17 protein-coding genes are annotated in these 22658 nt (G+C 72.0%); 11 read left to right on the top strand and 6 right to left on the bottom strand.

Features of this window, described 5'->3' with window-relative positions:
* Positions 1-27: 27 nt before the first annotated feature.
* Both G6039_RS05530 and msrB read left to right on the top strand, forming a co-directional pair.
* A complete protein-coding gene (locus G6039_RS05530) occupies positions 28-1335 on the top strand; it encodes a glycosyltransferase family 87 protein (RefSeq protein WP_006938070.1) in 1308 nt (435 codons plus the stop codon).
* A 10-nt stretch (positions 1336-1345) separates the two neighbouring features.
* Positions 1346-1774 carry a peptide-methionine (R)-S-oxide reductase MsrB gene (msrB, locus tag G6039_RS05535; protein WP_037201669.1) on the top strand — a complete coding sequence of 143 codons (429 nt, stop codon included), beginning with the start codon at positions 1346-1348 and terminating at the stop codon, positions 1772-1774.
* Here the strand turns inward: msrB and G6039_RS05540 are convergent.
* Positions 1737-2462 carry an HAD family hydrolase gene (locus G6039_RS05540; RefSeq protein ID WP_006938076.1) on the bottom strand — a complete coding sequence of 242 codons (726 nt, stop codon included), beginning with the start codon at positions 2460-2462 and terminating at the stop codon, positions 1737-1739. The two genes, msrB and G6039_RS05540, sit on opposite strands and share 38 nt — an antisense overlap.
* A 66-nt stretch (positions 2463-2528) precedes the next feature.
* Between G6039_RS05540 and G6039_RS05545 the strand changes: the two genes are divergently transcribed.
* Entirely contained in the window at positions 2529-3494 is a 966-nt protein-coding gene (locus G6039_RS05545) for an L-lactate dehydrogenase (protein WP_029543449.1), read from the top strand.
* A gap of 90 nt (positions 3495-3584) precedes the next feature.
* Here G6039_RS05545 and G6039_RS05550 read toward each other — a convergent pair whose 3' ends face one another.
* Positions 3585-5870 (bottom strand): molybdopterin-dependent oxidoreductase, encoded by a 2286-nt coding sequence (locus G6039_RS05550; protein WP_080688482.1) that lies wholly within the window; start codon positions 5868-5870, stop codon positions 3585-3587.
* Between the two features lie 147 nt (positions 5871-6017).
* Between G6039_RS05550 and G6039_RS05555 the strand changes: the two genes are divergently transcribed.
* Positions 6018-6962 carry a lactate/malate family dehydrogenase gene (locus G6039_RS05555; protein WP_043798166.1) on the top strand — a complete coding sequence of 315 codons (945 nt, stop codon included), beginning with the start codon at positions 6018-6020 and terminating at the stop codon, positions 6960-6962.
* A 49-nt stretch (positions 6963-7011) separates the two neighbouring features.
* Here the strand turns inward: G6039_RS05555 and hemQ are convergent, their stop codons facing one another.
* From hemQ to hemE, 3 genes are read right to left on the bottom strand one after another with little or no spacing between them, the layout of a single operon-like run.
* A complete protein-coding gene (hemQ, locus tag G6039_RS05560; protein ID WP_006938082.1) occupies positions 7012-7707 on the bottom strand; it encodes a hydrogen peroxide-dependent heme synthase in 696 nt (231 codons plus the stop codon).
* A 5-nt stretch (positions 7708-7712) separates the two neighbouring features.
* A complete protein-coding gene (locus G6039_RS05565; protein WP_043798168.1) occupies positions 7713-9077 on the bottom strand; it encodes a protoporphyrinogen oxidase in 1365 nt (454 codons plus the stop codon).
* The gene (hemE, locus tag G6039_RS05570) at positions 9074-10171 is read right to left on the bottom strand and encodes a uroporphyrinogen decarboxylase (protein WP_043798170.1); all 1098 of its coding nucleotides are present in this window, start codon (positions 10169-10171) and stop codon (positions 9074-9076) included. The genes G6039_RS05565 and hemE overlap by 4 nt, the downstream gene beginning before the upstream one ends.
* A gap of 116 nt (positions 10172-10287) precedes the next feature.
* On the opposite strand from hemE, the gene G6039_RS05575 reads away from it, so the two are divergent.
* From G6039_RS05575 to G6039_RS05605, 7 genes are all read left to right on the top strand, one after another.
* Entirely contained in the window at positions 10288-10863 is a 576-nt protein-coding gene (locus tag G6039_RS05575) for a DUF3000 domain-containing protein (RefSeq protein ID WP_006938090.1), read from the top strand.
* 76 nt (positions 10864-10939) lie between these two features.
* Positions 10940-12352: a WS/DGAT/MGAT family O-acyltransferase gene (locus G6039_RS05580; RefSeq protein WP_029543440.1), complete on the top strand. Its 1413-nt coding sequence runs from the start codon at positions 10940-10942 to the stop codon at positions 12350-12352.
* Positions 12353-12471: 119 nt separating this feature from the next.
* Positions 12472-13848 carry a WS/DGAT/MGAT family O-acyltransferase gene (locus G6039_RS05585; RefSeq protein ID WP_043798174.1) on the top strand — a complete coding sequence of 459 codons (1377 nt, stop codon included), beginning with the start codon at positions 12472-12474 and terminating at the stop codon, positions 13846-13848.
* Positions 13849-13967: 119 nt separating this feature from the next.
* Entirely contained in the window at positions 13968-15206 is a 1239-nt protein-coding gene (locus G6039_RS05590) for a ribonuclease D (RefSeq protein WP_043798175.1), read from the top strand.
* A 375-nt stretch (positions 15207-15581) separates the two neighbouring features.
* On the top strand, positions 15582-16790 hold the full coding sequence (locus G6039_RS05595) for a thiolase family protein (RefSeq protein WP_006938095.1): 1209 nt from the start codon (positions 15582-15584) through the stop codon (positions 16788-16790).
* Positions 16791-16792: 2 nt separating this feature from the next.
* Positions 16793-18898 (top strand): 3-hydroxyacyl-CoA dehydrogenase NAD-binding domain-containing protein, encoded by a 2106-nt coding sequence (locus tag G6039_RS05600; RefSeq protein ID WP_029543435.1) that lies wholly within the window; start codon positions 16793-16795, stop codon positions 18896-18898.
* Between the two features lie 138 nt (positions 18899-19036).
* Positions 19037-20476 carry a sugar porter family MFS transporter gene (locus tag G6039_RS05605; protein ID WP_029543433.1) on the top strand — a complete coding sequence of 480 codons (1440 nt, stop codon included), beginning with the start codon at positions 19037-19039 and terminating at the stop codon, positions 20474-20476.
* Between the two features lie 47 nt (positions 20477-20523).
* Here the strand turns inward: G6039_RS05605 and dxs are convergent, their stop codons facing one another.
* Entirely contained in the window at positions 20524-22497 is a 1974-nt protein-coding gene (gene dxs, locus G6039_RS05610) for a 1-deoxy-D-xylulose-5-phosphate synthase (RefSeq protein WP_029543431.1), read from the bottom strand.
* Positions 22498-22658: the final 161 nt, after the last annotated feature.

The raw sequence follows: 22658 nt of genomic DNA on the forward strand, positions 1-22658 counted from the left end.
CGGGCCCGGCGCCGCGAGGAGGGGACGGTGGGTGGCCACCACCGGCTCCCGGTGTACCGTGCCGTAGTGTTCCTCAGCCGCCTCGAGCCCCGCACCGCCCGCACCACCGCGGAGGTGGTCAAGTGCGTTGTGTGGCCGTTGGCCGTGCTCACGGTGCTGCACCGTGTGGCGGTCAAGGCCGTCAACGGATTCCGCACCGACGATTTCACCCCCGTCTACAACGCGGCCCTGGCGTTTCTCAACCGCCGGCCCGTGTACACCGCGAACTTCGAGTGGGTGGACCCGCACTACCTGTACCCGCCGTCCGGGACCCTGCTGATCTCCCCGATCGCGGTGATCGACCCGGAGCGATCGCGGTGGCTGTTCATCATCGCCAACGCGATCGCGATCATCGTGGCGCTGTACCTGCTGCTGCGGATGTTCGGCTACGGCCTCGACTCGGTGCTCGCGCCGATCCTGCTGCTCGCGGCGTTCAGCTCCGAGACGGTGACGAACACCCTGGTGTTCACCAACATCAACGGCCTCGTCCTGCTCGGCGAGGTCACCTTCCTGGCGCTGCTGCTCCGGCGGCGCGACCTGTGGGCGGGCGTCGCGATCGGGCTGACGTTCGCGGTCAAACCGATCCTCGCGCCGCTGCTGCTGATTCCGTTCGTGCGGCGGCAGTGGAAGGTGTTCGCCACCGCCGCGGCGGTCCCCCTCGGACTGACGCTCGTCGCGTGGCCGCTCTCGGTGGATGCGTGGGCGTTCGTCGAGCGCACCACGCCGTACCTGTTCGAGGCGCGCGACTACTTCAACAGCGCGATCGTCGGCAACGGCATGTACTACGGCCTGCCGGCGTGGTTGATCCTCGCGCTGCGCGTCGTGCTGGGTGTCATGGTCGTCGTCTCGCTGTGGCTGCTGTACCGGTACTGCCGCCACGACGAGCTGTTCTTCGTCGGCACGAGCACCGGGGTGCTGCTCACCGCGTCGTTCCTGCTCGGTTCGCTCGGCCAGATGTACTACTCGATGATGTTGTTCCCGCTGCTGATGACGGTGGTGCTGCCCAACTCGGTGATGCGGAACTGGCCGGCGTGGCTCGCGGTCTACGGCTTCATGAGCTACGACAGCTGGCTGTCGGGGCGGTGGCCGGAGGCCGGCCGCGCCGCCGAGTACATGAAGACGACGTTCGGCTGGTCGCTGCTGCTCATCGTGATCTTCGCGGTGCTGCTCGACCGGTACCTGGCCGCCCGGCGGGAGGGCCGGCTGGCGGACGGCATCGAGCCGTCGTTCCTGTTGCCGGAACGCAAGACCGCGCCGCAGGCCGAGCTCGTGGCGACGAACCGTGGTGAGGGCTAGCGTGGAGCGCATGGCTGACCCTGTCCCGACCGAACCCGCGCCGAAGGTGTCCCTGAGCGACGACGAATGGCGCGCGCGCCTCACCCCCGAGGAGTACGCGGTGCTGCGGCAGGCCGGCACCGAGCGGCCCTTCGTCGGCGAGTACACCGACACGGAGACCGAGGGCGTGTACGAGTGCCGCGCCTGCGGGACCGAACTGTTCCGCAGCACCGAGAAGTTCCATTCGCACTGCGGGTGGCCCTCCTTCTTCGATCCGGCGACGAGCGACGCGGTGATCCTGCGGTCCGACGACTCCCTCGGCATGCGCCGGGTGGAGGTACTGTGCGCGTCCTGCCACAGCCACCTCGGGCACGTGTTCGAGGGCGAGGGGTACCCGACCCCGACCGATCAGCGGTACTGCATCAACTCGATCTCCCTGCGCCTGGTTCCGAAGGACTGAGGCCGGCCGCGAACAGGGCCCGCCACAACCCCCGGCGACGCTCGGCGGTGGGCAGCGGCTCCACGAGGGCGAACGAGCAGCCGATGCGTCGGGCCGCGCCGTCGGCCTCCTCGCTGTCGCCCACCATCAGCGTGCGCTCCGGGGACACACCGAGCGCATCGACGGCGTGGCGGAAGATCTCCGGCTCCGGCTTGACCGCGCCGACCTCGAAGGACAACACGAACTCCGACACCAGGTCGTCGATGCCGAGCGCCGCGAACGCCGGCCGGATGTCGAAGGCGATGTTGCTCAGCACCGCCACGGCGAGGCCCTCGCCGGCGAGGGCCTCGATCACCGGGACCGTGTCCGGGTACACCGTCCAGCACCGCGGATCGGTCAGCTTCGCGTACAGGCCGAGGGCCTGCTCCTCGTCGGCGACCCCGGAGCGGCGCAGCACCGTGAGGTAGGCGTCGCGGTGCCAGCGGGGATCGCGGTCGCGGTTGATCCAGGCGTGATGCTCGGCGGCATCCATCTCGACGGGCTGGCCGGTCGGGGCGGTCATCCGGCGCATCAGCTCGGCCTGCCGGTGCACGTCGAACGGTCGGCCCCGGTCGTCGGTGACGTCGGCCAGCCAGGATTCGTCCTCCTCGAGCCGGAACAACGTGCCGGAGAAGTCGAACAGCACGGCGTCGAACGGTGGAACGCTCATGGTTCGAAGGCTAGCGGCCGCGGGGTCGGGCTGCGGATCGAGCGCGGAGCGACGACGATCGAGTCCATGTCGACGACCCGTGCGTCCCGCAAGTCCAAGGTTTCGATCGTCGGTGCCGGCAGCGTCGGCACCGCCGTCGCCTACGCGTGCCTGATCCGTGGCTCCGCGGATTCGCTGGCCCTGTTCGATCCGAACACCGACAAGGTGCGGGCCGAGGTGCTCGACCTGAACCACGGCACCCAGTTCGCCCCGGCGTGCCGCATCGACGGCGCCGACGACCTCGCCGTCACCGCCGGCTCCGACCTGATCGTCGTGACGGCGGGCGCCAAGCAGAAGCCGGGCCAGTCACGGCTCGAGCTGGCGGCGGCGAACGTGCGCATCGTGCAGGAGCTCACGCCCGCCCTCCTCGCGCTCTCCCCCGACGCCGTGGTGCTGTTCGTCAGCAACCCGGTCGACGTGGTGACGTATGCGGCGATCCGCGCGACCGACGCCCCCGCCGGACAGATCCTCGGGTCCGGCACGGTTCTCGACTCCGGGCGGTTGCGCTTCCTCGTCGCGCAGCACGTCGGCATCGCGGTGGAGAACGTGCACGCCCTCATCGTCGGCGAGCACGGCGACTCCGAGATCACGCTGTGGTCGAGCGCGACGGTGGGCGGGGTGCCGGCCACGGAGTACCGGGACGAGAACGGTGCGGCGGCGTTCGACGCCGCGATCCGGGAGCAGATCTCCACGCGGGTGGTCCGCAGCGCCTACGAGATCATCCTGGGCAAGGGGGCCACCAACCTGGCCATCGGCCTGTCCACCGCCCGGATCGTGGAGGCGGTGCTGAGGGACCAGCACCGGGTGCTGCCGGTCTCGACGCTGCAGCGCGGCGTGCACGGGATCGACGGGGTGTGCCTGTCGCTGCCGACGATCGTCGACGGCCGCGGGGCCGGCCGGGTGCTCGAGATCCCGCTGTCGCCCGACGAGGCCGCCGGGCTGCGGGCGTCGGCGCAGACGCTGCGGGAGGTGCAGCGCTCGCTGGGGCTGTGACCGCCGGGCCCGGCTCCGAGCGAATGTATCGTCGATCTCCGTAGCGGTAGCGAGCGATACATTCGCTCGGCGCACGGGAAGCCGGGAGGGTCAGCGCGTGCGGATCACCGGCGGGTCGAAGGCCCGGACCGGCGGCAGTTCCCCGTCGAAGCGCTCGATCTGCACGAGCACGTGCTGGCCCGTGCAACCGCGTGCGAGACGCGACGTGCCGATGTCGGCGGTGAGCACGTTGGGGTTGCCGTGCACGCACATCGAGCCGGGGTCGGCCGGGTCGAGGGGGTCGTACCAGGCGCCGGTGCCCAGCTGCACCACGCCGGGCAGCAGGCCGTCGTCGAGGACGGCGCCGGCCAGGCAGGCGCCCCGATCGTTGAAGACCCGCACAACGTCGTCGGCCGCCACGCCGCGTGCCGCCGCGTCGTCCGGGTGCATCCGGATCGGCTCACGCCCGCGGATCTTCGAGGCCTGGCTGGTGGCGCCGTGGTCGAGCTGGCTGTGCAGGCGGGTCTTCGGCTGGTTCGCGATCAGGTGCAGCGGGTAATGCTGCGCCCGCGGGCCCCCGAGCCACTCCTCCGGCTCGAACCAGGCGGGATGCCCGGCGCAGTCGTCGTATCCGAAGCCGTCGATATCGGCGGAGAAGATCTCGATGCGCCCGCTGGGGGTGCCCAGCGGATTGCGCTGCGGGTCGGCACGGAACTCCTCGAACAGGGTGAGCCCGTCCTCGCTGCGCATCCGCACGTGGCCGCGCCGCCAGAACTCGTCGAACTCGGGCGGTGTCTCGACGCGGTTCTCGTCGGCGAGAACGAAGCCACGCCACTGCCCGTACAGGTGCTCGAGCCACTCGCGGGCGCTGCGACCCTCCGTGAACCGCTCACCGAAGCCGAGCCGGTGCGCCAGGGCGGCGAACGTGTCGTAGTCGTCGCGGGCGTCGGCGAATCGGGGGGCGGCGGCGTGCATCGCGACGAGCAGCGGGTCGTTGCGGGTGCAGCTGAGATCCTCGCGTTCGAGAGACGTGGTGGACGGCACCACGATGTCGGCGTGCTTGGCCGTCGCGGTCCAGTAGGGGTCGTGCACGACGATCGTGTCCGGCCGGGTCAGAGCGCGGCGCAGCCGGCCCAGGTCCTGGTGGTGGTGGAACGGGTTGCCGCCGGCCCAGTACACGAGCCGGATGTCGGGGTACGTCAGGCGCCGGCCGTCGAAGTCGTACTCCTGCCCCGGCCGCAGCAGCAGGTCGGAGATCGCGGCCACCGGGATCAGGTCGTCGACCGGGTTGTCGCCCTGGAACAGGGTCGGCAGCGGATACGGGACGGGCGCGATGCCGGGTTCGTTCATCGAGCCGTAGCCGTGCCCGAAGCCGCCGCCGGGCAGACCGATCTGGCCGAGCATCGCGGCGAGGGTCACCCCCGCCCACGGCGCCTGCTCGCCGTGCCGGACCCGCTGCAGCGACCAGGTGACCGTGATCAGGGTGCGGCCCGCGGCCATGCGCCGGGCCAGCGCGGCGATGGCCTCTGCGGGCAGGCCGGACAGGCCGGCTGCCCACCGCGGGGTCTTGGCGACGCCGTCGGTGCGGCCGAGGAGATAGTCCTCGAACCGGTCGTAGCCGACGCAGTAGCGGTCGAGGAAGTCGCGGTCGGCGAGGTCCTCGGTGGCGAGCACGTAGGCGAGGGCGAGCATGACCGCGACGTCCGTGCCGGGCCGGGGCGCGAGCCGCTCGGCGGCGCCGTGCAGGTCGTCGTGCAGGGGGCTGATCGACACCACGGTCCCGCCGCGGGCGCGCAGGGCGTCGAGCGCGCCGCGGGTGGGGTGGTGGCTGGTGCCGCCGTCGTTGACCGCCGTGTTCTTCAGCGGCACCCCACCGAAGCACACCATCAGGTCGGTCTCGCGGGCGATGACGTCCCAGTTCGTGGCGCGGGCGAACAGCTTCCAGTGCGTGCCGACCACGCGCGGCATGATCACGCCGGTCGCGCCGAGCGAATAGCTGTGCACCGATCGGGTGTAACCGCCGAGCATCTTCAGGAACCGGTGGACCTGGCTCTGCGCGTGGTGGAACCGGCCCGGCGACGACCAGCCGTACGAGCCGCCGAAGATCGCCCGGTTGCCGTGCGTGTCGACCACGCGCCGCAGCTCACCGGCGAGCAGCTCGGTCAGCTCGTCCCAGGACACCGCGACGAACTCGTCGACCCCACGTCGGTCGCTGGGGCCCGGTCCTGCTTCGAGCCAGCCCCGGCGCACCGCAGGTCCGGCCACGCGCGACCGGTGCCGCACCGAGCCGACGGCGTTGGCGAGAATCGGCGACGGATCGGTGTCGCCTTCGAAGGGGTGCACGGCGGTGACGTCGCCCTCGTCCGTCTCGACCTCGAACATCCCCCAGTGCGCCATGTGCTGGTGTCGCACGGCTCGAGAACTCATGGGGCACAGTCTGCCAGTGGGCGCGCAGCGTCCGATCGGCGAGCCGAGCGGCGCCCGGGGACCTAGCGTGGGCATCGACGGACGGCGACAGCCGTACCCGACGAGAGGGAGGCGTTGATGGCGGAAGGTGTCGAATCCGGCGGGGCCCCGGCCCGCGCGGTGGTGGTCGGAGCCGGGCACGTCGGCATGATCTCGGCGATGCGCCTGGCCGACGCGGACGTGTTCGACGAGGTCGTGCTCGTCGACGTCGAACCCGGCCTGGCGGCGGGGATCGCTCTGGACCTGACCCACACCGGCGCGCTGACGGGCTCCGGGACGCGGGTACGGGGGGCGGTGTCGCTGGAGGAGGCCGGTCCCGCGGACTACGTGATCATCACCGCCGGCAAGGCCCGCCGGCCGGGGATGAGTCGCAGCGACCTCACCGCGACGAACGCCCGGATCGTCGGCGACGTGGCCGGGCGCGCGGCGGCGGTCTCCCCCGACGTGGTGCTCGTCGTGGTGACGAACCCGTTGGACGAGATGACGTACCAGGCGTGGCGCAGCTCGGGGTTGCCGGCGGAGCAGGTGCTGGGCATGGCCGGGCTGCTCGACGCGGGGCGGTTCCGGGCGCTGGCCGCCGCGGACGGGGCCGGGGCGGCGCGGGAGCTCGGCGCCGTGGCGCTCGGGAGCCACGGCGAGGAGATGGTGATCCCGCTGTCGCAGGCACCGGAGATCGCCGCGCGTCTCGACGCCGCGCGCCTCGACGAGCTGGTCGACCGCACCCGCACCTCGGGCGCGGAGGTTCTGGGGCTGCTGAAGTCCGGCAGCGCGTTCTTCGGTCCCGGCACCGCCGCCGCGCACATGGTGCTGGCGATGGTCGCCGACTCGGGAACGGTCGTGTCGGCGACGGTGCGCCCGAACGGCGAGTACGGCATCGGCGACGTGTTCGTCGGTCTCCCGGTGGTCCTGGGGCGCCGCGGCGTGCGGCGCATCGTCGAGCTGGACCTGACACCGGAGGAACTGGAACTGCTGCGCGAGGCGGCGAAACGGATCGGTGAGCGGATCGCGGGGCTGCCCGCCTGAGCACGCCCGGGCTGCGGCGCCGTCCCCGGTGGCGGCGCCGCGGCGCGGGTCAGGGCAGCGCGGTGATCAGCTTCTCGACGTCGACGCGAGGACCGGTGAAGAACGGGGTCTCCTCCCGGACGTGCATGCGGGCCTCGGTGGCGCGCAGGTCACGCATGAGATCGACGATGCGGTCCAGTTCGGGCGCCTCGAACGCCAGGATCCACTCGTAGTCGCCGAGCGCGAACGCGGGGACGGTATTGGCGCGCACGTCCGGGTAGCCACGGCCGGCCTTGCCGTGGTCGGCGAGCATCTTGCGGCGCTCGGCGTCGGGCAGCAGGTACCACTCGTACGACCGCACGAAGGGGTAGACGCAAATGTAGTTGCCGGGGTCCTCGCCGGCGATGAAGGCCGGGACGTGGCTCTTGTTGAACTCCGCCGGCCGGTGCAGCGCGACGTTCGACCAGACCGGAGCGCTGGCGCGGCCGAGGACGGTGGTGCGCCGGAAATCGGAGTAGAGCTTCTGCAGATCCTCGAGCCGCTCGGCGTGGGTCCAGATCATGAAGTCGGCGTCGGCGCGGACGCCGGCGACGTCGTAGATGCCGCGGACGATCACATCGGTGTTCTCGAAGGACGCGAAGAACTTCTGCGCGTCCTCGATCGCCGCGGTGCGGTCCTCGCCGAGGACACCGGGCCGGACCTGGAACACCGAGAACATCGCGTAGCGGAGGGTGGAGTTGAGCTTGTCGAAGTCGAGACGTGCCATGCCGCTCATCCTGCCACTCGCGTAGCGAGCCGCGTCGCGGCCGTCGTGCCTGATGCGACACAGGCGGGGACTCCGACGCCGTGAAGCATCGCGCCGGCGACCTCGAGGCCGTCGACGGTAGCGATCGCGTCCTCGAGGACGGCGACCACGTCGAGGTGCCCGGCCCGGTACTGGGGCAGGCCGCCGTGCCAGCGCTGGACGAACGTGGCCACGGGCTCGTCGGTGACCCCGGTGACGGTGGCGAGGTCGGCGCGAGCGCGGGCGATCAGCTCGTCGTCGGGGGCGTCGACGATCGCGGCTTCGCCGTAACGGCCGAACGACGCGCGGGCCAGCGCGACGTCGCGCCCGGCCAGGTGGGGCCACTTGCGGCTCGACAGGGTGAACGCCTTGGCGGACAGGTCCTCACCGGTGGCGACGAGGATCCCGGAGTTCTGCGGCAACGCGGCACCGCTCGGCAGTGCCAGCGCCACCACCGCGGACGAGGCGAGCGGGATCCGGGACGCCTGCGCGGCCGCCGCCGGGACGGCGTCGGCGAGCAGCTCGGCGGCACGGTCGGCCGGCACCGCGAGTACGACACCGTCGACGGGTCCGATCGGGTCGAGGTTCCAGCGGCCGCCGGCGCGGCGCAGACCGCTCGCGGCGGCGTGCCGGATCTCGGCGTCGGCGGCCTTCTCCAGCGCGTCGAGCAGCGTGCCGTAGCCGTCGCGCAGGGTGCCGAACACCGGCGCGTCCGAGGGCTCCGGCAGCGCACGGGTGACCGCCTCGCTCAGGCTCGGGGCACCCGCGTCGAGGGCTGTGGCCAGGGTCGGCAGGGTGGCCCGCACGCCCGCGGTGTCGGAGAGCCCGGAGTAGACGCCGCCGAGGAGGGGGTCGACGGAGCGGCGCACCACCTGCTCGCCGAACCGGTCGGCGACCAGGTCGGCCACCGAGACGTCGCCGGCGCGGTCCCAGTACAGCGGGACGGTGGGCTCGGCCGCTATCCGCGCAAGGGTGTCGGCGTCGACGAGACCGGTCAGCGACCCGGCGTCGGCGGGGATCCCCATCAGGGTGCCGCTGGGCAGCGGATGCAGCGCGGCACCGGCGTAGATCAGCGGCCGGGCCCCGGACGGGTGCACGAGCTGGTCGCTCAGGCCCAGCTCCTCGAGCAGCGCGGGGACCTCGGGGCGGCGGCCGATGAACGCCTCCGCCCCCACATCGACCGGATCCCCGGCGAGCGGCACGGTGCGCAGCTTCCCGCCGAGCCGCTCGGAGCCCTCGAGGAGGATGATCCGGGCGTGCGCGCCGAGCAGGCGACGCAACCGGTACGCCGCGACGAGCCCGGTGATGCCGCCGCCGACGACGGCGACGCTCGGTGCTCCTGCACCGCTCACAGCGAGTGCACCAGTTCGACGACGGCGGTGAGGACGTCCGGATCGGTGTCGGGCAGGACGCCGTGCCCGAGGTTGAAGATGTGCCCGGTCGCCCCCGCGGCGCGGGCGCGGTCACCCTCGGCGACGATGCGGCGCACCTCGGCCTGGACCACCTCGGGTCCGGCGAACAGGATCGCGGGATCGAGATTGCCTTGCAACGCTTTTCCGGCCCCCACCCGGGTGACGGCGACGTCCAGCGGCACCCGCCAGTCCACGCCGACCACATCGGCGCCGGCCTCGCCCATGGCGCCGAGCAGTTCGCCGGTGCCGACACCGAAGTGGATGCGCGGCACGCCGGCGGACTCGACCTCGGCGAACACGCGTTCCGAATGGGGCAGCACGAATTCGCGGTAGTCGGCCAGCGACAGCGCGCCGGCCCACGAGTCGAACAGCTGGATCGCGTCGACGCCGGAGTGCAGCTGAGCCTGCAGGAACGCGATCGTGATGTCGGCGAGCCGCCCCAGCAGGGCGTGCCAGGTGCGCGGATCGGCGTGCATGAGGGCCTTGGTGCGCTCGTGGTTCCGGCTGGGTCCGCCCTCGACGAGGTAGGAGGCGAGGGTGAACGGCGCCCCGGCGAAGCCGATGAGCGGGACGTCGCCGAGTTCGCGAGTGAGCAGCCCCACCGCCCGTGCGACGGCACCGACCTCGTCGTGTTCGAGGGTGGGCAGCTTCGCGACGTCCGCCGCGGTGCGCACGGGGTTCGCGATCACCGGTCCGGTCCCGGCCACGATGTCGAGGTCGATCCCGGCGGCCTTGAGCGGAACGACGATGTCCGAGAACAGGATCGCGGCGTCCACCCGGTGCCGGCGCACCGGCTGCAGGGTGATCTCGCAGACCAGTTCGGGATCGAAGCAGGACTCGAGCATGCCGATGTTCGCCCGGATCTCGCGGTACTCCGGCAGCGACCGGCCGGCCTGCCGCATGAACCACACGGGCCGGTGCGCCGGCTCGAGTCCCCGCGCGGCGGCGAGCAGGGGCGCCTGCGGGAGCTGGCGCCGCGTCGGGTAATCCACACGCGGGGTGGAGCCGACGTTCGTGTTCTCCAGGCCGGTCATTGATCCTCGTTCGTCCAAGGGCACGGGTCGCTGCCCATGCTGCCACGCCCGGCCACCCCTCCGGAATCGGCGCGCCTCCCGCGTGGTCCCGGTCACCCGGTCTAACGTCCGCTGTCGTGACCACCTCGCCCGCCGAGCCGGCCCAGTTCCGCGCTGCCATCGACTCGATGAACGCGGCCACCGTGCGGCCGGAGATCGAGGTGGGTCCGATCCGGCCGCCGCAGCGGCTGGCTCCGTACAGCTATGCGCTGGGCGCGGAGGTGCTCCATCCGGACACCGACCTGGTGCCCGAGCAATCGGAGGGCGACGCGTTCGGCAGGCTGATCCTGCTGTACGACCCGGAGGGCGACGAGGCCTGGAACGGCACCATGCGGCTCGTCGCCTACATCCAGGCCGACGTGGACGCCACCCTGGCTGCCGATCCGCTGCTGCCGGAGGTGGCCTGGAGCTGGCTGGTCGATGCGCTCGACGCGCACGGCGAGCCGCTGACGGCGCTCGGCGGCACCGTGACGTCGACGAGTTCGGTGCGCTTCGGCGACATCGCCGGCCCGGCGCGGGCGCATCAGCTGGAGCTACGGGCGTCGTGGACCGCACAGTCCGGCGAGCTCGGACCGCACGTGGAGGCGTTCTGCGAGGTGCTCGCGTATGCGGCGGGCCTGCCCCCGGCGGGCGTGACGCGCCTGCAGCACTGAGCCGTCGCCGAGTCCCGAGTCGCCGACGGCACGGAGAGCGGTGCACCGGCGCACCCCGCGGTCCTATGATCGAGGCATGCGTCGGCTCAGCGGGCTCGACGCCGCGCTCCTCTACACCGACTCGCCGGGGCTGCCCGTGCAGATCGGCGGCTTGGCCCTGCTCGACGTCTCGACCGTGCCGGGCGGCTACTCCTTCGAACGGCTCGGCTCCGACCTGGAGGCGCGCGTTGCGGCGGTGCCGCTGCTGCGCCGGCGAGTGGTCGACTCCCGGCTCAATCCCGGCCATCCCGTGTGGGTGGACGACCCCGATTTCGACGTCGGCCGGCACGTGCGCCGGTTCACCGTGCCGCCCCCGGGCACCGCGGCCGAACTGGCCGTGCTCTGTGGGCAGCGTTTCGCCCAGCGGTTCGACCGGTCCGGGCCGCTGTGGGAGACCGCGGTGTTCGAGGGACTGGCCGACGGCTCGGTCGCGGTGCTGACGCGCATCCACCACGCCGTCGTGGACGGCCTCGCCGGGGCGACCCTGCTGGCGCAGCTGTGCGACCGCGAACCCGGCGCCCCGCCACCGCGGCCCGAGTCGCCCGGCGTCGGTGGGGCGAACCGCCTGACCGTCGCCGCGGGCGGCGTTGCCGATCTCGCCACCCGGCCGCTGGACCTCGCCCGCGCGGTGCGGTCCAGCGCGGCCATGGTGCCCCGGTGGGTGGGCCGGGCGCGGCGAGGGGAGGCGATGGCGGTGCCGCTCACGGCGCCGCGGACGTCGTTCAACCGCCGCGTCACCGGCCGTCGCAACGTCGCGTTCGTGACGCTGGATTTCGCGGCCGTGAAGGCGGTCAAGCGCGCGTTCGGCGTCACGGTCAACGATGTCGTGCTGGCCCTGTGCGCCTCGGTTCTGCGCCGATATCTCGCCGCCCGCGGCGAACTGCCGGCCTCTCCCCTGGTGGCCGCCGTCCCGGTCTCGGTGCACGGACGCGCCCGGGGGGACGCCGGCAACCAGATTTCGGTGCTGATGGGGCGGCTGCACACCGAGATCGCCGATCCCGTCGTGCGGCTGCACGCCGTCGCGGCGGACGAGACTGCGGCCAAGGCCCACCACGCCACCTTCGACCCCGACCTGCTCGGCAGCTGGGGCCAGGTGGCTCCGGGCGCGGCGTTCGGGGCGGCCCTGCGGTTGTATTCGGCGCTGCGGCTGCCCAACGTGCTCCCGGTGCTGAACAATCTCGTGGTCTCCGACATCCCCGGGCCGACGGACACGCTGTACTACCTCGGCGCGCGGATCACCGCGCTGTACCCGTTCGGGCCGATCTACCACGGCGCGGGCCTGAACATCACCGTCCTGTCGCTCGACGGCGGCCTGCACTTCGGTCTGCAGTCGTGCCCCGACCTGCTGCCGGACCTGTGGCGGCTGGCCGACGGCTTCCCGGCTGCTCTCGCGGAGCTGGCCGACCGGGTGCCGGGCGCTCCGCCGGCCCCGCTCGCCGCGCCGAGCTGACCGGCGCCCGTCGCGGCGCCCGGGGAACGGGTTCCGGACCGCCGGGGCGACGAAGACCCGCTCGGGCAGGTGGACCAGGCTTCCCCCGCCGATACTAGAACCTGTTCTAGAATGTGGCCATGCATCGACTCAGCGGCCTCGACGCCGGATTCCTGTACCTCGAGACGCCGACGCAGCTGCTGCACGTGTGCGGACTGATCGTCCTCGACACGACGACCGTTCCGGACGGGTACCGCTACGAGGCACTGCGCGCGGAACTCGCGGCCCGCCTCACGGCCGTACCGTTGTTCCGCCAGAAGATCGCCGACAGCCCGTTCAACCTCGACCATCCGGTATGGGTGGACGATCCGGACTTCGACCTCGACCGCCACCTGCACCGGGTCGCGGTCCCGGCGCCCGGGCGCCGGGAGGAGCTCGCGGACCTGTGCGGGCACATCGCCGCACAGCCGCTCGACCGCTCCCGGCCGCTGTGGGAGATGGTGGTGATCGAGGGCCTCGAGGACGGATCGGTCGCGGTGATGACGAAGATCCACCACGCCGGCGCCGACGGCGTCACCGGCGCGGACCTCGTGGCGCAGCTGTGCAGCCTCGAACCGGACGCGCCACGGCCCGAGCCCGTCACCGACGGGGCCGGCGGCCGCTCGGCGCTCGGGATCGCCCTCGGCGGCCTGTTCAACGTCGCCACCCGCCCGCTGGGGCTGGTGCGGGCGCTGCCCAAGACCGTGGAGCTGGTGCCCCGGTGGATCACCCGGGCCCGTCGCGGCGAGGCCATGCCGGCACCGTTCACCGCTCCGCGCACCTCCTTCAACGGCACGATCACCGGCCACCGCAGCGTCGGATTCGCGCAGTTCGACCTGGGCCGGGTCAAGTCCGTGAAGGACGAGCACGGGGTGAAGGTCAACGACGTGGTCATGGCCGTGTGCGCCGGTGCGCTGCGCCGTTACCTCGCCGACCGCGACGAGCTCCCCGACTCCCCGCTGATCGGCATGGTCCCGGTGTCGGTGCGCGGCAGGTCGGACCGGCCCGGACGCAACCAGGTCTCGCCGATGTTCGCGAGCCTGCACACCCACATCGCCGATCCGATCGAGCGACTGCACGCGATCGCGGATGCGAATGCCTGTGCCAAAGAACATAATTCGGCCCTGGGCGCAAGCCTGCTGCAGGACTGGACGCAGTTCATGGCGCCCGCGGTGTTCGGCGCGGCGATGCGCACGTACGCGTCGCTGCGGCTCGCGGAACGCCACCCCGTGGTCCACAACCTGGTGGTCTCGAACGTGCCCGGCCCTGCGATGCCCCTGTACTTCCTCGGGGCCCGGATCCGGGCCATGTACCCGCTGGGACCGATCTTCCACGGGGTCGGACTCAACATCACCGTGATGTCGTTGGACGGCGCGCTCGATGTCGGCGTGCTCACGTGCCCCGAACTTGTTCCCGACGTCTGGGCGCTCGTCGACGCCTTCCCTTCGGCGCTCGACGAACTCGACACCGCACCGTAGAATCCGCGCAGCAGCCCGCGCGGTCGTGTGCCACTCGTCACACCGGGAATCGGCACGTCGACCGCGCGGTTGACCGGGTCGACGCCCAGACCACCGCCACCCGGATAGAGTCACGAACCATGTCGGTAGCCAACGAACACGAGCCCGCAGGGGCGACGGTCCCGCTGCTGACCCCGCGTGACGGCGTCCCCGAGGTCGTCACCACGGCAGCCGGGGTGGCCGCGGCGGCGGAAGCGCTCGCCGCGGGCAGCGGGCCGCTCGCCGTCGACGCCGAGCGGGCTTCGGGCTTCCGGTACTCCGCGCGCGCCTATCTGGTGCAGCTGCGTCGCGCCGGCGCCGGCACGGTGCTGCTCGACCCGATCCCGACGGCCGACGCGCTCGCGCCGCTCGCGGCGGCGATCAACGATCTCGAGTGGGTGCTGCACTCCGCCGACCAGGACCTGCCCGGCCTCGACGAGCTGGGCCTGCGGCCCGCGGTGCTCTACGACACCGAACTGGCCGGGCGTCTCGCCGGCTTCGATCGGGTGGGGCTGGCCGCCATCGTCGAACGCACCCTCGGTTTCGAGCTGCGCAAGGGCCACGGGGCGGCCGACTGGTCCACCCGGCCGCTCCCCGACGCCTGGCTGAACTATGCGGCTCTCGACGTCGAGATCCTCGTCGAGCTGCGGGACGCGATGGCGGCCGAGCTCGAGCAGCAGGGTAAGTCGGAGTGGGCCGCGCAGGAGTTCGAGCACATCCGTCGCGCCGGGCCTCCGGCCCCCAAGCCCGACCGCTGGCGCCGCACCTCCCGCATCCACACCCTCAAGGATCCGCGGCGGCTCGCGATCGTGCGCGAGCTGTGGACGGCGCGAGACGAACTCGCGGCACGCCGGGACATCGCCCCGGGCCGGGTGCTGCCGGACTCCGCGATCGTCGCCGCAGCCGAGGCCGCCCCCCGTACCGTCGACGAGCTGCGCGCCCTGCCGGTCTTCGGGGGGCCGCGGCAGCGCCGGTCGTCGCGGGTGTGGCTGGGAGCGATCGAGCAGGCCCGGGCGCTGCCGAAATCGGAGCTGCCACCCGTTACACAGCCGTTCACCGGCCCGCCGCCGGCCAACCGCTGGGCCCGGCACGATCCCGACGCCGCCGCGCGGCTCACCGCGGCCCGTGCCGCGCTCGCCGAGCTCAGCGAGCAGGTCCAGGTGCCGGTGGAGAATCTCGTCGGCCCCGAACTGGTGCGCCGGTTGTGCTGGGAGTGGCGGGTGTCGGCGGAGACCGACGTCGTCGCGTACATCGAGGAACGGTTCGCCACCGACGGGGCACGGCCCTGGCAGCGGGAGCTGACGGCGCCGCGCCTGGCGAAGGCGCTGACCGCGGACTGACCCGTTCCCACCGTCCCGGCCCGCGGACCCACGGTCGCGTCACGCCCGATCCCTGCATTCGCCACCGCCTCGGTGTCGAGCGCTTCCGCATACCCGCTGTTCAGAGCAACGTACTCGGGACCAGCGCGGCGAGTTCCCCTGATGGTCACGAGCGCGCCCCGCAACCCCGGCGACCACCGGCCTCGCCGCAGGACGCCCAGACCGCCGGCGAGACCGGTGGCTGCCCGGCGCGCGCACCCCTCCGGTGACGCCCGGCGCGGATGGTAAGTTACTGGTCGGTAACACGCTGGCGTCCGGGCTGCCCGGCGCCGGGATGTTCCCGGAACCCTGGCCTCGCCGGCGTCGGCGAGCATCGCTCCATCGGGAGGAATACGCGTGGCGTCAACCACCACAACTCAACGCAATGTCGTCTTCGTCGACGGCGTACGCACCCCGTTCGGGAAAGCGGGCCCGAAGGGCATCTACGCGGAGACCCGCGCCGACGACCTCGTCGTCAAGACCATCCGGGAGCTGCTGCGCCGCAACCCGCAGCTCGACCCCGCGCGCATCGACGAGGTCGCCGTCGCCGCGACCACCCAGACCGGCGACCAGGGCCTGACCATCGGCCGCACTGCCGCGATCCTCGCCGGCCTACCGGAGACCGTGCCGGGCTTCGCGATCGACCGCATGTGCGCCGGCGCGATGACCGCAGTCACCACCACCGCCTCCGGAATCGGCTTCGGTCAGTACGACGTGGTGATCGCCGGCGGCGTCGAGCACATGGGCCGCCACCCGATGGGTCAGGGCGCCGATCCGAACCCCCGGTTCCTCGCCGACAAACTCGTCGACCCCAGCGCCCTGGTGATGGGCAACACCGCCGAGAACCTGCACGACCGGTTCCCCGGTATCACCAAGGCCCGCACCGACGCCTACGCCGTCGCCAGCCAGAACAAGTTCGACGCCGCGAAGAAGGCCGGCTACATCGCCGAGACCCTCGTGCCCGTCGCCACCCGGTCGGCGACCGGCTGGGGCCTGGCCACCGAGGACGAGCCGCCGCGCCCGGGCACCACGCTCGAGGATCTCGCGAAGCTCAAGACGCCGTTCCGCCCCGCCGGCCGCATCACCGCCGGCAACGCCGCCGGCCTCAACGACGGCGCGACGGCCTGCCTCCTCGCCGGCGAGGACACCGCCCGCGAACTCGGTCTGCAGATCGGCATGCGCATGGTCGGCTTCGCCTTCCAGGGCGTCGACCCGGCCGTGATGGGCATCGGCCCGGTGCCGGCGACCGAGAAGGTTCTCGCCCGCACCGGCCTGACCATCGACGACATCGGTCTGTTCGAGATCAACGAGGCCTTCGCCGTGCAGGTGCTCGCGTTCCTCGAACACTTCGGCATCGACGACGACGACCCGCGGGTCAACCAGTGGGGCGGCGCCATCGCCTGCGGCCACCCGCTCGCGTCGTCCGGCGTGCGCCTGATGACCCAGCTCTCCCGGCAGTTCGCCCGGCACCCCGAGGTGCGCTACGGCCTGACCACGATGTGCATCGGCCTCGGCATGGGCGGCACCGTGATCTGGGAGAACCCCAACTTCGAGGGAGACAAGTAGTCATGAGCGAGCTTTCGTCCCTGTTCGCCGACGAGGTCGTCACGAACGCCTACACCAAGCTCGTCGAGGTGCCCGGCATCGACGGCCCCGTCGCGCTGATCACCCTCGACAACGGGTTCGACCACACCAAGCCGAACTCGTTCGGCCCCGCCGGCCTCGAGGCCTTCGACAAGGCCCTCGACGAGGCCTTCGCCGCGAACCCCGCTGCTGTCGCGGTCACCGGCAAGCCGTTCATCTTCGCCGCCGGCGCCGACCTGAAGGGCGTTCCCTCGATCACCAGCCGCGAGCAGGGGCTCGAGCTGGGCCGCCTCGGCCACCGCGTGTTCCGCCGCCTGCGCGACTCGCAGGTGCCGACGTTCGCCTTCGTGGGCGGCCTCGCCCTCGGCGGCGGCCTCGAGGTCGGGCTGCACTGCCACTACCGGACCTACGCCGACAACGTGCCGGCGCTCGGCCTGCCCGAGACGATGCTGGGTCTGGTCCCCGGCTGGGGTGGCACCCAGCTGCTGCCGAACCTGATCGGGCCCGACCACGCGGTGACGCTGATCCTCGAGAACCCGCTCAACAACGGCAAGGTCATCCGCGCGAAGCAGGCCGCCGAACTCGGCCTGGCCGACGCGGTGTTCGGCTCGGCCGACTTCCTCGAGCAGTCCCTCGCCTGGGCAGCGAAGGTCCTCGCCGGGGACATCACCCCGGCCCGCCCCGAGATCGACCGCGGCGCCGGCTGGGACGCGGCGCTCGGCCGCGCGAAGGCGCTCGTCGCGGCCAAGACCCGCGGCTTCGCGCCCGGAGCGGCCCGGGCGGTCGAGCTGCTCGAGCTGGCCCGTAACACCGACATCGCCGATCCCGAGTCGCTGTCGAAGGGCTTCGCCGCCGAGGACGAGGCGCTGGCCGACCTGCTGATGTCCGACGAGCTGCGGGCCGGGCTCTACGCCTTCGACCTGGTCAACAAGCGTGCCAAGCGTCCCGCCGGTGCGCCGGACAAGTCCCTGGCCCGCAAGGTCACCGGCGTCGGCATCGTCGGGGCGGGCCTGATGGCCAGCCAGCTCGCGCTGCTGTTCGTGCGCCAGCTGCAGGTGCCGGTGATCCTCACCGACGTCGACTCCGAGCGCATCGAGAAGGGTGTGGGCTACGTGCACACCGAGATCGACAAGCTGCAGGGCAAGGGCCGGCTCTCGCCCGACGCCGCGAACCGCCTCAAGGCGCTCGTGTCGGGCTCCCTCGACAAGGCCGCGTTCGCGAACACCGACTTCGTCATCGAGGCCGTGTTCGAGAACATGGACGTCAAGAAGCAGGTGTTCGCCGAGATCGAGCAGTACGTCTCGCCGGAAACCGTCCTGGCGACCAACACGTCGTCGCTGTCGATCACCAAGATGGCCGCGGACCTGAAGCACCCCGAGCGCGTCGTCGGCTTCCACTTCTTCAACCCCGTCGCCGTGCTCCCGTTGCTCGAGATCATCAGGGGCGCGCAGACGGACGACGCGACCCTCGCGACGGCCTTCGCCACCGCCAAGGCGCTGAAGAAGTCGGCCGTGCTGTGCGGGGACCTGCCGGGCTTCGTGTTCAACCGGCTCGTCACCCGCACCCTCGGCGAGGTGATGACCGCCGTGGACGAGGGCACCCCGTTCGAGGTCGCGGACAACGCCGTCGGCGAGCTGGGCATGCCGATGAGCCCCTTCACGCTGCTCGCACTCGTCGGCCCGGCCGTCGCGCTGCACACCGGCGAGACCCTGCAGGCCGCCTACCCCGACCGCTTCGTGTCCTCCCCCGGACTCGAGGCGCTCGTCGAGGCCCGCAAGCCGGGCGTGTGGACGTACGCGGACGGCAAGCAGGTCGTCGACCCGGAGGTCGCGGCGCTGTGGCCGCAGGGCGACAAGCCCTCCACCGCCGAGGAGGTGCTCGAGCGGACCCGTCGCGCCTTCGCCGAGGAGATCCGGATCATGCTCGACGAGGGCGTGGTCGCCGCCCCCGAGGACATCGACCTGTGCCTGATCCTCGGCGGCGGCTTCGGATTCTGGAACGGCGGCATCACGCCGTACCTGGATCGCACCGGCACCTCGGAGGCCGTCAACGGCACACGCTTCCTCGCCCCCGGCGTGGCCGGCGTCTGACGAATCGGTAGCTCCGCACGGCGCCCCGGGACCCGCGCAACCGTCGTGGGCCCCGGGGCGCGTCCGTGCGTATCACCCCGGCCACGGTGCCCACCGAAGCGGCCCCCCCGACGCGGTGTCAGGCGTACCGTCCAGCCTGTGACCGACAGTTCCCACCTCCCCCATTCGAGGATCGAGCAGCAGCACACGGTGGCCCGCGCGGTGCTGTTCGCCGCCGTGGCCGCGCTCGGCGGATTCCTGTTCGGATACGACACCGCCGTCATCAACGGCGCCGTCGGCGCCATCCGCGAGCGCTACGAGGTCGGCGCCGGGGCCATCGGCCTGTCCGTGTCGCTGACGCTGGTCGGCGCGGCGCTCGGTGCGTGGATCGCCGGCAGCATCGCCGATCGGCTGGGCCGGATCCGGGTCATGCAGATCGCCGCGGTCCTGTTCCTTGTCGGCGCACTCGGGTCGGCGTTCCCCTTCAGCATCTACGACCTGACGTTCTGGCGCTCCATAGGTGGCGTGGGCGTCGGCTTCGCCTCGGTCATCGCCCCGGCCTACATCGCCGAGATCTCGCCCGCCGCCATACGTGGCCGGCTCGGCTCGATGTACCAGCTCGCGATCGTCCTCGGCATCGCCGTCTCCCAGCTCGTCAACTACGCCCTCGCCGCGGCCGCCGGCGGGGCCAGCGAAGAGCTGCTCGGCATCGAGGCCTGGCAGTGGATGCTCGCACTCGGCGCGGTCCCCGCGACCCTGTACCTGATCATGACCTTCCCGATCCCCGAATCGCCGCGGTACCTGGTGCGGATCGGCCGGGAGGACGCCGCGCGCCGCATCATCGCCACGGTCGAGGGCGGCGACGAGGTCGCCGTCGCCGAGCGGATCGCCACGATCCGCGAGACCCTGCACCTCGAGTCCGCCCGGCCGGGTGTGCGGGACGTGTTCTCCCGGCGGCTGGGCGTGGCTGCGCTGATCTACGTGGGCATCGCCCTGGCCGCGCTGCAGCAGTTCGTGGGCATCAACGTGATCTTCTACTACTCGTCGACGCTGTGGCAGGCGGTCGGATTCGGCGAGGACCGGTCCCTGCTCATCAGCGTCGTCAGCGCACTGGTCAACATCGTCGGTACCTTCGTGGCCATCGCGGTGATCGACAAGATCGGCCGCAAGCCGCTCCTGCTCGTCGGATCCGTCGGGATGGCGGCGTCGCTGGGCACCGCCGCCGTGTGCTTCCACTCGGCGACCTTCGTCGTCAACGAGGACGGGGAGAAGGTCGCGACGCTGTCCGACACCTACGGCATGATCGCCCTGCTCGCGGCCAACGCCTTCGTGTTCTTCTTCGCCCTGTCGTGGGGTCCGGTGGTGTGGGTCCTCATCAGCGAGATGTTCCCGAACCGGGTGCGTGCCGTCGCCGTCGGCATCGCGACCGCCTCCAACTGGATCGCGAACTTCCTCGTGTCCGCGACGTTCCCGGCGCTGGCGGACTGGAACCTGTCGTTCACCTATGCCGGCTACGCGGTGATGGCCGCGCTGTCTCTGCTGGTGGTGATCAAGTTCGTGCCCGAGACACGCGGACGGACCCTCGAGGAAGCCGGCTGAGCGACCGACGGGCCGGCCGCACGTGCGGCCGGCCCGTCGTCGCAGCGTCAGAGGCCGGGGTCCCCCCGGACGACGACGTCGCCCGCGGACTCCTCCCCGGCGGTCCCGTCCACGGCCTGCTCCGCCTTCTGCGCGGCACCGAGCCCGACGACCCAGCCGGTCACCTGACGCGCGACGTCCTGCGCGGTCAGCCCCAGCTCACGATGGATCTGTTCCCGTGAGGCATGATCCAGGAACCGTTGCGGCACACCGAGTTCACGGGTGGGAACGTCGACCCCGGCCGCCCGCAGGGCCGACGAGACCGCCGAACCCACACCGCCGTGCATGCCGCCGTCCTCCACGGTGACGACGAGCCGGAAGTCCCGCGCCAGCCGGGCGAGGGCCGCCGGGACGGGCAGCACCCAGCGCGGGTCGACGACGGCGGCGGTGAGGCCGTGCTGCTCGAGCCGCTCCGCTGCGTCGAGCGCCAGGCCCGCAAACGCGCCGACCGCGACGATCAGCACGTCACCGCGACGCTCGGACGGCATCCGCAGCACGTCGACGGTGCCGTCGATGCGCTCCACCGCAGGGATGTCGGGGCCGACCGCGCCCTTCGGGAACCGCAGTACGGTCGGGCCGTCGGCGATGGCGAGCGCCTCGCCGAACTCCTCGCGCAGGGTCGCGCCGTCGCGCGGCGACGCCACCCGGATCCCCGGGATCACGCCGAGCAGGGAGAAGTCCCACATACCGTTGTGGCTGGCGCCGTCGGCGCCGGTGATGCCGGCCCGGTCGAGCACCACGGTCACGGGCAGCCTCAGCAGCGCCACGTCCATCAGCAACTGGTCGAAGGCGCGGTTGAGGAACGTCGAGTACACCGCGACCACCGGGTGCATTCCGCCGAGCGCGAGGCCGGCGGCGGAGGTGACGGCGTGCTGCTCGGCGATGCCGACGTCGAACATCCGGTCGGGGTAGCGTTCGCCGAAGGCCGACAGCCCGGTCGGTCCCGGCATCGCCGCGGTGATCGCCACGACGTCCTTGCGGCGGCCGCCCTGCACGAGCAGTTCGTCGGAGAACACCGACGTCCAGTCCGGAGCCGACGCCGCCGCGGTGGCGCGGCCGGTGACCGGGTCGATGACACCGGTGGCATGCATCTGATCGGCGACATGGTTCTCGGCCGGGGCGTACCCGGCGCCCTTGCGGGTGACGGCGTGCACGATCACCGGTCCGCCGAACGACTTGGCGCGGCGGAGGGCGGCCTCGAGAGCGGCCTCGTCGTGGCCGTCGACCGGTCCGAGGTACTTCAGGCCGAGGTCGGTGAACAACACCTGCGGGCTGACCGCGTCCTTGATGCCGACCTTCATCCCGTGCAGCACGGAGTACGCGGCCGCACCGATCCACGGCAGCCGCTTCACGAAGCGGCGGCCGTTGTCGAGGACACGCTCGTAGCCGGGCTGCAGCCGCAGCGCCGCGAGGTGCTCGGCCAGTCCGCCGATGGTGGGGGCATAGGAGCGGCCGTTGTCGTTGACGACGATCACGAGCCGCCGGTCCTTGCCGGCCGCGATGTTGTTCAGCGCCTCCCAGCACATCCCACCGGTGAGCGCGCCGTCGCCGACCACGGCGACCACGGTCCGGTCCTGCTGGTCCGACAGCTCGTAGGCCTTGGCGAGGCCGTCGGCGTAGGACAGGGCGGCCGAGGCGTGCGAGGACTCGACCCAGTCGTGCTCGCTCTCGGCGCGGCAGGGGTAGCCCGACAGGCCGCCCTGCTTGCGCAGCGTGTCGAAGCCGTCCTTACGACCGGTCAGGATCTTGTGGACGTACGCCTGATGCCCGGTGTCGAAGATGATCGGGTCGTGGGGGGAGTCGAAGACCCGGTGCATGGCGATGGTCAGTTCGACGACGCCGAGGTTGGGGCCGAGGTGTCCCCCGGTCGCCGCCACCTTCTCGACCAGGAACTGCCGGATCTCCCCGGCGAGTTCCCTGATCTCCGGCTGGCTGAGCCGACGCAGGTCCTCGGGCGACTCGATGCGGGACAGGACACCCAACTGGAATTGCTCCCTCCGGCTCGGACCCGCGCGTCTCCGCGCGAGCGGTTCTACCCAGTCTACGGAGCGTCGGAGGTGGTCGACTCGCTTCGTCGTGCCGCCGCCCCGTCTCACACCGTGTCCCTCACCTCATTATGCCGATGATGTGACGTCGCCCACGG

It is taken from the genome of Rhodococcus aetherivorans, assembly GCF_011058165.1.
Classification (GTDB): Bacteria; Actinomycetota; Actinomycetes; order Mycobacteriales; family Mycobacteriaceae; genus Rhodococcus; species Rhodococcus aetherivorans.